This is a genomic window from Amycolatopsis sp. CA-211722 (assembly GCF_056828465.1).
The window spans coordinates 5,180,472-5,192,992 of record NZ_CP184752.1; the positions used below are offsets into that span (position 1 = coordinate 5,180,472).

10 protein-coding genes are annotated in these 12,521 nt (G+C 69.4%); 5 read left to right on the plus strand and 5 right to left on the minus strand.

The features are described from left to right. Nucleotide 1 precedes the first annotated feature (1 nt). Both ACOCEP_RS25070 and ACOCEP_RS25075 read right to left on the minus strand, forming a co-directional pair. Nucleotides 2–235, minus strand: a complete 234-nt coding sequence (locus tag ACOCEP_RS25070; RefSeq protein WP_482331432.1) for a hypothetical protein — start codon at nucleotides 233–235, stop codon at nucleotides 2–4. Beyond that, nucleotides 193–2,952: an FHA domain-containing protein gene (locus ACOCEP_RS25075; protein WP_482331433.1), complete on the minus strand. Its 2,760-nt coding sequence runs from the start codon at nucleotides 2,950–2,952 to the stop codon at nucleotides 193–195. The genes ACOCEP_RS25070 and ACOCEP_RS25075 overlap by 43 nt, the downstream gene beginning before the upstream one ends. Before the next feature lie 59 nt (nucleotides 2,953–3,011). On the opposite strand from ACOCEP_RS25075, the gene ACOCEP_RS25080 reads away from it, so the two are divergent. Together ACOCEP_RS25080 and ACOCEP_RS25085 are read left to right on the plus strand one after the other, a co-directional pair. Next, a complete protein-coding gene (locus ACOCEP_RS25080) occupies nucleotides 3,012–3,935 on the plus strand; it encodes a hypothetical protein (protein ID WP_482331434.1) in 924 nt (307 codons plus the stop codon). 85 nt (nucleotides 3,936–4,020) lie between these two features. Then, the gene (locus ACOCEP_RS25085; protein ID WP_482331435.1) at nucleotides 4,021–5,025 is read left to right on the plus strand and encodes a glucosyl-3-phosphoglycerate synthase; all 1,005 of its coding nucleotides are present in this window, start codon (nucleotides 4,021–4,023) and stop codon (nucleotides 5,023–5,025) included. Here the strand turns inward: ACOCEP_RS25085 and ACOCEP_RS25090 are convergent. Next, the gene (locus tag ACOCEP_RS25090; RefSeq protein ID WP_482331436.1) at nucleotides 4,999–5,877 is read right to left on the minus strand and encodes a sterol desaturase family protein; all 879 of its coding nucleotides are present in this window, start codon (nucleotides 5,875–5,877) and stop codon (nucleotides 4,999–5,001) included. The genes ACOCEP_RS25085 and ACOCEP_RS25090 overlap by 27 nt on opposite strands. Nucleotides 5,878–5,961: 84 nt before the next feature. Between ACOCEP_RS25090 and ACOCEP_RS25095 the strand changes: the two genes are divergently transcribed. Then, nucleotides 5,962–6,573 (plus strand): TetR/AcrR family transcriptional regulator, encoded by a 612-nt coding sequence (locus ACOCEP_RS25095; RefSeq protein WP_482331437.1) that lies wholly within the window; start codon nucleotides 5,962–5,964, stop codon nucleotides 6,571–6,573. Between the two features lie 108 nt (nucleotides 6,574–6,681). Here the strand turns inward: ACOCEP_RS25095 and ACOCEP_RS25100 are convergent, their stop codons facing one another. Together ACOCEP_RS25100 and ACOCEP_RS25105 are read right to left on the minus strand one after the other, a co-directional pair. Beyond that, nucleotides 6,682–9,186 carry a PQQ-dependent sugar dehydrogenase gene (locus tag ACOCEP_RS25100; RefSeq protein ID WP_482339818.1) on the minus strand — a complete coding sequence of 835 codons (2,505 nt, stop codon included), beginning with the start codon at nucleotides 9,184–9,186 and terminating at the stop codon, nucleotides 6,682–6,684. Between the two features lie 542 nt (nucleotides 9,187–9,728). Continuing rightward, nucleotides 9,729–10,166, minus strand: coding sequence for a PPOX class F420-dependent oxidoreductase (locus ACOCEP_RS25105; RefSeq protein WP_192745238.1), 438 nt, complete (start codon nucleotides 10,164–10,166; stop codon nucleotides 9,729–9,731). 109 nt (nucleotides 10,167–10,275) lie between these two features. Here ACOCEP_RS25105 and ACOCEP_RS25110 point away from each other — a divergent pair, with 109 nt between their 5' ends. Beyond that, entirely contained in the window at nucleotides 10,276–11,727 is a 1,452-nt protein-coding gene (locus tag ACOCEP_RS25110; RefSeq protein WP_482339819.1) for a hypothetical protein, read from the plus strand. A gap of 47 nt (nucleotides 11,728–11,774) precedes the next feature. Further along, on the plus strand, nucleotides 11,775–12,515 hold the full coding sequence (locus ACOCEP_RS25115; protein ID WP_046199931.1) for a hypothetical protein: 741 nt from the start codon (nucleotides 11,775–11,777) through the stop codon (nucleotides 12,513–12,515). The last annotated feature ends 6 nt before the right edge of the window (nucleotides 12,516–12,521 follow it).

The following is a 12,521-nucleotide window of genomic DNA, read 5'->3' on the forward strand; positions in this document are numbered from 1 at the left end:
CTCACTCCCGCGTACCCCAGTATTCGAGCTGCTCGCGGATCTTCCGGGTTTCGTCGTGCCGCTCGCCGCGGACCTCGACGGAATCGTCCAGCAGCAGGGTCCAGATCGAGAGCGCCTCGGTGACCCGGCCCGCCTTGGCCAGGGCGAGCGCGAGACCGAACCGGAGGTCGAGGACGTCGGGATGCCGCTCATTCAGCCGTCCCGTCGCTTCGGTGAGGAGCCTTCGGTACTCCAAAACGACGGGGGGGGGTGCTCGATTTCGGCGCTCCAGAACGCGATGTTGTGCCGCACGTGGCTGACGATCTCGTCGTCGCCCAGCGCTTGTTTCGCCTCCGGCAGCAGCTCACGGGAGAGGCGGAGGGACTCCTCCCCGTTCCCGGTCTTGCCCGTCGCCACCGCGAGTAGGTGCCGGGCGTGCAGCGTCTCGCGATGATCGGCTCCGAGAGCGTGCGTTGCGTCCCCGACAAGGGCTCCGAACGCAGCCTGGGACTCTTCGAAGCGGCCGAGCTCCATGAGCAGGTAGCCGATGTTGTGGCGAATGCTCAAGACCTCTTCGTCGCCACTCGACAGGGTGGCCGTGGCGATCGGCAGCAGTTCCTCGAACCGGGCGAGTGCCGCGGCCGCGTCGCCGGCCTTGCCGGTCCACGTCGCGTGCCGTGCCTTGCAGCGCAACGTGATCCGGTCGGTCCCGCCGAGTTCCCGGTCCGCGCGACGCGCCCAGGCCGCCCACCGTTCCCGGTTCTCGACGGGAATGTGTGACGCCCGGCGCTCCAACGCGGCGAGGGCGTCTTCGTGGAGTCCCGCGAGCCAGAACAGTTCGGCTTCGTTGGCGATCGCGTAGGCCTGCTCTTGCGTCGGTTCGTCGTTTCCGGCCACGGGGGCCACCCTCGCTGTCGCGTCGGCCAGGTGTGCATGCAGGCGCGCCATGGTGCCCGCAGAGACCGTGACGCGACCGACGGTCCACAGCACGGTTTCGCTTGGTAGCCCTGGCTGGGTCCGGGTCACCTCGGTTCCGAGACCCGCGAGCAGATCACGGATGTGGACGGTCTTCGACGGGCCGCCGCTCGTCCTGCTCGCCGCGGTGAGGATCGAGATCGGGACGGGCCCGCGGGAGGCGGCGAGACCCAGCAGCTCCAGCAGGACCGCGTGACCGGGCCGCGGTGAGGCCACCGCACCGGTGTCCTGCTCGCGGTCGGTCTCCTCCTGCGCCACGCTGATGAAGGTGACCGTCGAATCGCCGAGCCGGAGGATGTCCCCGTGTGCCAGCCGGGCGCTCGGCACGCGCTGACCGTTGACGAAGGTGCCGTTGGCGGAGCCCAGGTCGGTCAGCCAAGCATCCGTGCCGTCCCAGCGGATCTTGCAGTGGAGCCGCGACACCCGTGAGTCGCCGAGCCGGACCGCGGCGTTCCTGCTGCGGCCGAGCTTCGTGAGCCCGAAGGACAGTTCGTGGTGGGCGGGCGGCTGCCCGGGGACGTCGATGATCAGCGTGGCGGGGGTGATCCTCGGTGAAGTGGGTGAGCCGGTGTCGTAGCCGCCCCAGCCGCCGCTGTCCGCCGGTTCCCGCACCACGGGAGCCGGCTCGACGGAAGGCGGCCCCCAGCCTCCGGGCGGCTCGAAGCCGCCGGCCATCTCCAGGCGAACCTCGACCGCGGGCGGAAGGCGCGACGGCTCCCGCGTCGCCACGACCGTCGTCACCGGTTCCAAGCCCGCTTCCGTCGACAGGCTCCGGACCAGCCCGCACAGCCGTTCCCGCACGTCGGGATCGAGGTCGTCGAGCCCGTCGATCGCGATCCGCACCGGTGTTCCGGTCCACTGTGGAGCGAGCGTCCGAAGGGGACCGAGCAGCGCGAGGTCGAAAGCACTCGCACCGCTGAGGGCGGCGTCGTCGAGCCCGGCCCGGTGCGCCTGCTCGGCGTCGGCGAAACCGGGCACGCCGCGCCGCAGCTGACGGGCGAGTTCGCTCGCGAGCCGCTCCGCCGTGTCACCGCGGCTCGCGAAGAGCACGGCGTGCAGGAAGTCGGGCGGCACATAGGATCCGGCCACCGAAGGCCGGGCGAGCGCGGCGAGCATGGTCGACTTCCCCGCCCCCTCCGCGCCGGTGATCGCGACCAGCCGGGCACCGGTGAGCAGCTGCCCGACGGTCTTGCCGAGTTGAGGGTCCGGTTGATAGTGCGCGGTCAGCCGTTCGATGGTGGGCGCGGCCGGGTTGCCGGCCAGCGGCGAACGCCGCCAGGCGGGGGAGGAGTTCAGCGCGAGCCACAGCCCCTGATCGGCCTCGGTCACCTCGCGGGTGCCGTCGAAACCGAGATGGATGGCGGTCTGCATCGGGCACAGGCCGGTGATCACGCGTTTGAGATCCGCGCACCGGACGCGCTCGCCGAACTCCGCGTGCCCCGAACGCAGTACCGAGACCAGCGACCGGCTGAAACACCCGTTCGCCGCGACGCGGTCGTCCGAGGCGGTGAGCAGGTCGAAGCGTTTACCCGCTTCGCCGACGATCCGCAGCCAGCGTTGGCCCGCCTGCCTCGCCCCGATGCCGGCGTGACAGGTGTCGAGCAGGATCACCAGCCCGTCCAGCATCGAGTACCGGCCGAGGAGTTCCTTGATCCGCTGGGCGAACAGGAACGACCGGCGGCTGTCCACCGGCAGACCGGTGTCCTTGGTGAGGAAGTAGAAGTCGTCGTCGGCGTATTCGCCGTGCCCGACGAGCGAGAGGAAGAGCGTCGCTTCGTCGTCCGACGCGCGCTCGAAAGCCTCTACGAGCGCGTCGTCCAGCTCGACCATGGTCGGGTCGACGAGCAGGCCGCGACCGTCTTCGAGGGCGGGCACGCAGCCGCCGACCTCGGGGTCGAGCAAGGCCGTCGAGACCTGATGGCCCGCGTCGGGGAGGAACGAAAGCAGGTTCAGTGAGTCGCATTGCGACGCGACCACCAACGACCTCCGCTCTCCCACGGAGATCACTTTGTCTCATCGGACGGTCACCGGCAAGAGCGGCCGCGATACTGTGCGCCATGGCTCGGATCGTTCTGGTGCACGGCATCGCCCAGGAACAGAAGTCCGCGGACACCCTCGAGGCCGAATGGCTGCCCAGTCTGGCGGGCGGTGTCCGCCTCGCCGGTGACTCCGCGCTGGCCGACGCCGTGTGGCGCGACGCCCGGCCCGGTGACGCGCGGATGGCCTTCTACGGTGACCTGTTCCGCAAGGACGGCCAGCAGGGCGGCGCGGACGAACTCACCGCGGACGAATGGGCGCTCGCCGAGACCCTGGCGGCGGAATGGCTCCGGAACGCGGCTTCGTCGGCGTCCCGCGAGGCGGACCGGAACCGGGCGAAGGCCGAACTGGACCTGCTCGATGGTCCGGCGGGGGAGACGCAAGGCGTGCGCGCGGCGGCCCGCCCGGTGCTGAACGCTCTGGTGCGGCTGAAGCCGTTCGCGAGGCTCGGGGTGGCGTTCGCCGAACGCGTGGTGGTCAAGGCGCTCAAACAGGTGACCCTGTACCTCACCGACGAGTCGATCCGGGAACGCGTGCAGGAGCGCGTCGCCGAGCACATCGGGCCGGAGACCGAGGTGCTCGTCGGGCATTCGCTCGGTTCGGTCGTCGCCTACGAAGCCGCCCATCGGCACGGCCGCCCGCTGCCGCTGCTGCTCACCCTCGGCTCGCCGCTGGGCCTGCGCACGGTGGTCTACGAACGGACCCGACCGCAGCCGCCGTCCGTCCCGCCCGGCGTCGCTCGCTGGGTGAACCTGGCCGACCGGGACGATCTCGTCGCCGCCCGCCCGGACCTCAGCGGAATGTTCCCCGGCGCCGACGGTGTCCTGGACAGCGGTTACACCGTCGACAACGGGGCGAAACCGCACGAGGCGGCGTTCTACCTCGCCAAGCGCCGCACCGGCGAGGTCCTCTCTCAGGCGTTAACCCGCGGCGGGCAGGCGTAACGCGGCGGTTTCCGCCGTGACGACCGATCGAAACAGCCGCCCTCGAAGATCGCCGGAGAGGTGATCTTCGAGGAAGGGTGAAGCCATGCGGGTATCGGCGGAAGTCGGCACGTGGCTCGCGCGGCGCAGCAGCCGGGCGGGGGACTGGTGGGCGGCGGAGCTGGTCGCCGCCAAACGCGGGACCCGGGTTTCGGTGGTGATCCCGGCCCGCGACGAGGAGGAGACGGTGGGCGCGATCGTCGGCACCATCCGGCGCGAACTCGTCGAACGGTTCCCCTTGGTGGACGAGATCCTGGTGGTGGACAGCCATTCGACCGACGCCACCGCCGAGGTCGCCCGCGCGGCCGGAGCGGACGTCGTCGCGCAGGACGCGGTGTTCCCGGAGCTGGAAAGCCTGACGGGCAAGGGAGAAGCGCTCTGGAAGGGCGTCGCCGAGACCACCGGCGACCTCGTCGTCTTCGTCGACGGCGATCTCCGCGACTTCACCGCGGACTACGTGACCGGACTGCTCGGGCCGCTGCTGACCGACCCCGGGATCGCCTACGTCAAAGGTTTCTACCACCGTCCGCTCGCCGGGACGGCGGGCGTCGAACCCGACGGTGGCGGCCGCGTCACCGAACTCGTCGCCCGTCCGCTGCTCAACATGTACTGGCCTGAGCTGGCCGGGTTCGTCCAGCCGCTCGCCGGCGAGTACGCGGGACGGCGCGAAGTGCTCGAAGGCATCCCGTTCGTGACGCATTACGGCGTCGAGGTCGGCCATCTGATCGACCTGCTCGACCTGCACGGGCTCGACGCGCTCGCGCAGGTCGACCTCGGCCACCGCACCCACCGCCACCAGAGCACCCAGGCACTCGGCCGGATGTCCGCGCAGATCATGCTGACCCTGATGGACCGGCTGGAACGCGGCGGCCGGGTGATCTCCGCGGCGCCCCCGTCGACGTCGCTCGCCCAGTTCCGGCGCGGCACGGGGGAGGCCGTCGAGCGGGAACTCGTGCTGACCGACGTGGCGCTCACCCAGCGGCCGCCGCTGGAGAGCCTGCCGCCGGAGCTCCGCCCGGCGAACTCACCCGCCTTGCGCAGGAGCGCTTAGCGCCTCCTTGGGCCGCCAGCCCGGCGGGCCGAACACGTACCCGAGTTTGTCCCGCCACGAGCCGGCGGCGCGGACGTCGCGCAGGATCGAGCCGTACTCGTGGAAACCGACCTTGAGCAGGTTGTAGGACTCGACGTTCTTGGTCAGCCCGTAGGTCGGGCGCTTGCCCTCCGGCACGAAACTGCCGAACATCCGGTCCCAGATGATCAGGATGCCGCCGTAGTTCGCGTCCAGGTACTCCTGATCGCTGCCGTGGTGCACACGATGGTGTGAAGGCGTGTTGAACACGTACTCGAACCAGCGCGGCAGTTTCCGGATCTTCTCGGTGTGCACGAAGAACTGGTACACGAGGTCGATCGACAGGCCGGTGAGGATCATCCACGGCGGGATGCCGGCCAGCGCGAGGATCGACCAGAACGGCAGCTGGAAGTACGGGGTCCACTTCTGCCGCAACGCCGTCGAGAAGTTGTAGTGCTCGCTCGAATGGTGCACCTGGTGGCCCGCCCACATGAGCCGGACACGGTGGCTCGCCCTGTGGTAGGCGTAGAAGACGATCTCCTGGCCCAGCAGCATCAGGACCCAGGTCCACCAGTCGTGCGGGCTGAACTTCACCGGCGCCAGTTCGTAGAGCGCGGCGAACACGAACAGCATGGCGATGCGGAAGACGCCGTTGATCACCACCGCCACCGCGCCCATGGACATGCTCGTGCGGGTGTCCTTGACGCTGTAGCCGATGACGTTGTCGTCATGGCCCAGCACGTGCAGCGCGAGGATCTCGATCGCGACGAACAGCAGGAACACCGGTGTCGCCATCAGCACCGGGTCACTCAGATGGGCAAGAAAATCCGCCACCGCACCGCTCCCTCGTCCGTCCGCGTTATCTGACCATCAGGTAACTTACCCAAGGGTCACTTACCTCAGGGTAAGATAACCGCCGTGACAGAAGCAAGGGCCGTCGGCACGAAGGGGGTGCCCCGCGAAGAGCGGGAGACCCAGATCGTGCGCGCCGGGACGGAGGAGTTCGGCAGGAACGGGTACGCCGGGGCGTCGATGGTGGAGATCGCCCGCCGGGTCGGCGTCACGAAACCCTTGCTGTACCAGTACTTCGGCTCGAAGGACGGGCTGTACCTCGCCTGCCTGCACCGGGCGGGGGACAGGCTGACCGAAGGGGTCGCCGAGACGATGGCGGAGGAGGGCGAGCCGCCGGAACGGATGCCGCTCGCGGTGCTCTCGGCCATCTTCGAGACGTTCGACAACGACCGGTACGCCTGGAAGCTGCTCCGCGACCCGACGGTGCCCTCGACCGGTGAGATCGCCGGCGTCGCGATCGACTACCGCTACCGGCTCGACGGGTTCGCGCTGGTCGGCGCCGCCCAGCTGATGCGCTCGCGGGGCCTGGACGACGACCGCGACATCGAGGCGATCGCGCAGGTGTGGACCGGCGTGGTCGATTCGCTGATCAGCTGGTGGATCGACCAGCCGGACCAGGACGCCGCGGCGATGACCGAGCGGTGCGGGCGGATCATGCGGAACCTGTTCGGCTGGTGAGCACACGAAACACCACCCCGCCGGGAGACCCGGACGGGGTGGTGTTCCTCCAGCTCACACTGGATACGGTCGGGGTGCCCGGCGCCGCTCCGGACACCCCGGCCGTGCTCAGGACGCGGCGCTGGATTTGCCGCGCAGCTTGACGTTGGCCGTCGAAGCGTTCTTGATCGCCGTCTCGATCTGCGCCATCGTCGAGGACGAGGACAAGCCCGGCACCGTCGCCGACTTCAGCGCGTAGAGCGTGAAGGTGTAGGGATGGCTGGAGCCGCCGGGGCAGGGGCCGAAGTACTTCTGCGAGTTCGCCCCGCTGCCCATGGCCTTCTGCTTGGCGCCGTTCTGGTTCGGGACGGTGTAGCCCGCTCCCAGGCCTTCGGGAAGCGACACCGTGGACCCAGGGATGTCCCAGATCGCCCAGTGCAGTTTGTTGCCGTTGTTGGCCACGTCGGCGAAGACGATCGCGTATCCCTTGGCGCCGGTGGTCCCGGCGTCCCATGTCAGCGGCGGAGACGTGTCCTGGCCGGCGGTGCCGTCACCGGCGCAGGTGAACTTGTCCGGGATCGACGCGTTGTCGGCGAACGCGGAACTGGTCAGCTTGAACGCCCCCGGCTGCGCCGCGCCGGGGAACTTCAGCCGGACCACGACGTTGTCGATCCCGCTCGGGGTTCCGCCGTTCTTGTCCGCGTTGGTCGAGGTGACCCACAGGCCGCCGTCCGGGGTCTTGGTGACCGAGCGGAGCCTGCCCCAGCGGCCGGAGAACAGCGACTGCACCGGGCCGACGCCGTTGCCCGCCGCGGTGATCTGGGTGGCGAAGAGCTGCTCGCTGGTGACGGCCGCGACGTAGATCCAGTCGTTGACGATCTCGATCCCGCTCGGCCCGCCGGAGCTGGTCGCCCAGGTCTTCTTCGGCGCGACCGTGCCACCGCAGGAGCCGCTGGTGCCTTCGCATTGGGGCCAGCCGAAGTTGCCGCCCTTCTGGATCAGGTTGAGCTCGTCGAGCTTGCCGTCACCGAACTCCGAAGCCCATAGCTGACCGCGCGAATCCCAGGCCAGGCCCTGAGGGTTGCGGTGCCCGAAGCTCCACACGTAGCGGGCGTTGCCGCCGGTGGAGAAGAACGGATTGTCGCTCGGCGCCGACCCGTCCGGGTTGACCCGCAGGATCTTCCCGTTGAGCGAGCCCTTGTTCTGCGCGGTGTCCTTGTTCTGCCCGTCGCCGACGGTGGCGTAGAGCTTGCCGTCCGGACCGAACCGCAGCCTTCCGCCGTTGTGGTACCGGTTCTTGGCGATCCCGGTGAGCACCGGGGTCGAGGACGAAGACAGCTTTCCGTTCTCGTAGGTCATCTTCACGATCCGGTTGTCGCCGGATGCCGTGTGGTACAGGTAGATCGCGTGATCGGTGGCGTAGTTCGGCGAGATCGCGATGCCGAGCAAGCCGCCCTCCCCGTTGGTGCCGACCGCGCCGGGCACCTTGCCGACCGTGGTCTTCTCACCCGACGGCGTGATCCGCAGGATCTCGAACCGGTCGCGTTCGGTCGCCAGCGCCGTACCGTCCGGCAGGAAATCGACCGACCAGGCGAGGTCCGCCTTCGTGATGTCCTTGTCGTACTCGGGAATTCCGCCGCCCGCGGCGCCACTGGTCTTCGCGGTCACGGCGTTGCTCGCGGCCGAGGCGTTGCCGTCGAGGTCTCGCGCCTTCACCGTGAACGTGTACGACGTGTTCGCGGTCAGACCGGTCACCGTCGCTTCGAGCGAAGGCGTCGTCGCGACCTTCGTGGTGCCCTGGTACACGTCGTAACCGGCGATCGTGCCGCTGTTGTCCGTGGAAGCGTTCCACGCCAGGGAGACACTGTTCGCCGTCACCGACGTCGAGCGCAGGTCGCCCGGCACCGTCGGCGGCGTGGTGTCCCCGCTGGGCGGCGTCGTGAACTGGACGACATTGCTTTGCTGCGAGGGGTTTCCGGCCGCGTCGAAGGCGCCGACCGAGATGTCGTAGGCCGTGTTGGGCTGCAGGTTCTCGACGGTCGTGGTGAGTGTGTTCCCGTCGACGGTCTTGAGGACGTTCCCGCCACGCATGACGTCGTAGCGGACCACGCCGACGTTGTCGGTCGCGGCCTCCCAGGTGAAGGTGGCGCTGCGGGCCTTGATGTCCTTGGCGGCCAGGTTCTTCGGCGGGGTCGGCGCTTCCGCGTCGAGCACCCCGCTCGCGGTGAGCTTGTCCGCGTTGGGCCCGCCGTTCGCGGTCGTCGCGGTGGTGCGGATCTTGTTGGCGCCGGCGGCCAGCGTGACGTCCTTCGTGACGGTCTTCCAGGTGGTCCACGCCCCGGTGCCGGGGAAGGAGAGTGTCCCGGCGGCGGTGCCGTCGACGCTGAGGGAGACCGGCCGGTCGATCGTGGTTCCGTTGGCGTAGCGGAAGGTCAGCGTCTGGGTTCCGGCCTGTGCGGCGTTCACCGTGTACTCGACGTAGCTGCCGATGACGTTGTCGAAGTTCACGAACCCGGTGCCGGAATAGCCCGCGTGGTTCTTTTCGACGGCGCCTTGGGAGATCGTCGCGGCTTCGGATTCGTGCTCGGTCGGTGCCGCGCCGGCGGGCAGAGCCGGCAGGACGGCGATGGTCATCGCCGTCGCGGCGGCGCACGTGAGCAGAGCGCGCCACGGTGGTCGGGGTGCCACTGGAGCCTCCATGCGTGAAGTTCGGGGTTCGGGAGGGTGCAACGGCGGCGGACCGGGCGAGCCCGGCGGGGGACGTGGGCGTTTTAGTTAGGAAACTTTCCTATCTATGGGTCAGATCACACACCAGCGGGTGCTTCGTGTCAATACTTGACCAACATCAACACGGAGAGTCATGCCTCCCTCAATGCGTTTAGTCCTCTGGTTGCGGTCCTTGCGTGTGCAAGGACCGCAACCAGAGGACTAAACGCGATGGGGGAGATGTCGCGGCCAGCGGGACGCGGCTTCGGGGACCGGCGGGTTGCGAAAGCCACTTTCGCAACCTTCAGCGTTGCGAAAGCCACTTTCGCAACGTCCGGTAAGGCGCTGGCCCGCGCACCGGGCGCAGGCGTCGCGAAAGCCACTTTCAGGACGCCTGATGTCCCGAAAGTGGCTTTCGCGACACCCTCAAGCCGGCGACCACACCCCACCTCACGCGGAGACGAAAAGCGTCAGCCGGCGATGTCCGCCCGCGCGATCACCTTCGTGATCCGCGCCCGCACCAACGACTCCTCGGGGACGGCGTTCCGCTTGCCGTAGGCCTCCGCCTTGTCCTCGCCCATGTACCGCCCACCGAGCCTGGTCGCCCATTCGAGCATCTCGTCGAGGTCGCTGTGCAACACGGCTTCGGCGGTGAACTGCACGTAGGAATACGGCGGCTTCTGGTCGTCGACGGCCAGCGAGAGCCGCGGATCGCGCCGCAGCGCCTTTCCCTTGAGGGTGTCCGTGCCGGTGGTGAAGATCAGCTCGTCGCCGTCCGGCCCCTCGTTCAGCAGGAACCACACCGGCGTCACGATCGGCGCCCCGTTGGCGCGGACCAGGCCGAGCATGCCCGTGCGCGTGCCCTCGCTCGCGAACTCCCACCATTCGTCCCTGCTCATTTCACGCATGAACCAGACGCTACCGCCGCCTCGAACACCGGGCACCCCGGTCACCCGTGCGGGGTGACGGGGGCGGCGACTAGCCTGGCCTGCTGTGCGAGACGACGAGCTGACCGGGATGGGGCTGGCCGACGAGGGGCTGACCCGCCGCCTCAAGGCGCTGGCCTGCACAGCGCCCTTGCACGACCTCGACGCGCGCAAGGCGAAGCTGGACTGGGCGGACGCCACGATCTACCAGATGGCCGAGATCGCCCTGCACACGATCGACCAGGTCACCGTCTCGATGGACTTCGACACCGGCGCCGATCACGACCAGGTGATCGCGCGGCTGCTGCCGTTCGTGGCGCTCCAGGCGCCCGGCCGGACCCCCGACGAGCACGCCAAGGTCGCCCGCTGGGTCCTCGACAACCTGATCAACGTCGGCACCACCGATCGCGGGTTCCGCCGCGTCTACGGCTCCATCGGTCCCGGCGGGGGCTACCAGCGCCGCCAGTTCGACTTCAAACTGCTCGTCGAGCTGGCCGCGCCCGACGGCGAGGTCTACCTGCGCGCCACCGACGAGGCGATCAACGTGCTCGTCGGCGCGCTGGACACCGACGTCGAGTCCGCCCAGATCGCGGCCGAGGTCAAACTGGAGAACCTGATCAACCGCGGCCGCCTCGCCGACGCGAAGCTCGCCGCCGAACAGGCCCGCTACCGGACGGTCCAGTACGGCGAGACCCTGCGCGCCAAGCTCGACGCCACCAGGCGCGACGTACGCGCGGTCGACTGGGAGCGCGAGGTCCCGGACCTGCTGGACCAGGCGCTGTCCCATATCGAGTCCCGGTTCCGCGCCGAGAACGCGATCCTCAAGAACATCACCGCGTCGAGGGACGAGACCGAGGACCTCGACCGCAAACGCCGCGCGGCCGAACTCGTCGACATCGTCGGCGACTGCATCCGCCGCCACACGCGGCTCCAGTCACGGCTGGCCGACGCGGGCGCGGTGTTCCGCGCCGAACAGGACCGCCAGCAGTTCTCCGGGCCGCCGCAGCGCGCGACGATCGACCTGTTCGGCCAGCTCCTGATGCCGACGCTGGGCCTGCCGATCGCCGAAGCCGTCGCGCCCGCCGAATCGTTCTTCCACGCCGGCGCCGGGATCTCCCCGCCGACCGTGCCGTCGCTGTCGTCGCTGGTGTCACTGCTGCTGAGGCCCGCCCCCGAACGCGACCAGCTCGTCGGCGAGATCCCCGAACCCGAACTCATGCCGGCCGAGGTCACCGACCGGTTCGGCGACGAGCAATGGCGCCTCGCCGACGACCTGCTCGACCTGCCCGAGGTGCCGCGGCGGCTGTCCGGGCTCCTCGAAGAGGCCCGCCGGATCGATCCCGGGCTGCCGGCCCTGGTCGCCCTGCGGGCGGTGCACGCCTACAGTCCCGAGGTCGGCGCGGCGCTCCGGCAGGGGGAGCGCCAGGTGCTGCTGGCCGTCGACGACGGCACGCTGCTCGAAGACCCGGAGTTCGGCGGAGCGGACCTGCTGCTTTCGTCGGCCGCGGTCGACCGCCGCGAAGAAGAGGAGGAGGTCGCGTGACGACAACCGGGGACGTCGAATCCGCGGCCAGGCTGGTTTCCTTCGGCATGCGCCCGAAGCAGCTCCCGTCGCGGGACGTCGTGTACGGCGATCTCGTCCGGCGCTACGGCGAGGACAGGGCGTTCAAACAGCTCACGCACGCGGTCGCGGCGGGGCTCGGGCTGATGGTGCTGGAGGTCAACCTCCAGGCCGGTGCCGTACTGGCGGCGACCGACGAGTCCGTCTTCGAGATCAAGATGGACAGCTACGCGCGGCAGAGCAAGATCCGCGAGCGCCGGGAGACCGAGAAGGTCCTGCACGGGCTCGTCCACCTCGCCACCGCCGCGCTCGGCTACCCGCGCCCGGACGATCTCGCCAACGACACCTACATCGGCCGCGTCAGCGTCGAGCAGGTGGACGCGATGGTGCGCGAGGCCTGCCGGATCCTCGACGAGCGCGCGGCGGAGGCGGAGGCGAACAACGACCCGCTGGCCGACGCGCCCGAACTCGAACAGGCTTGGCGCGCCTACGCCCGGCGTCCGGCGGCGGCGGCGACCAAGGACGGCAGGCTGGCCTCGGACACCACGCGCGGCATGGTCGCGCGCGCCCTGCGTTTCCTCGCCGACCAAGGCTTTCTCGTCCAGGTCAGCGGAGAACAGGGCGGGACCTACCGGACGACACCGCGCTATCAGGTGCAGGTGCGTGAACTCGCCGCCGACGCGGCCTTCGACGATCTGCTGGAACTGAACGTGGTCTCGGTCGCCAATGGCGGCGGGACGTTGCGCGCGGCCGCGTCGGACACGCTCTAGAGGGGA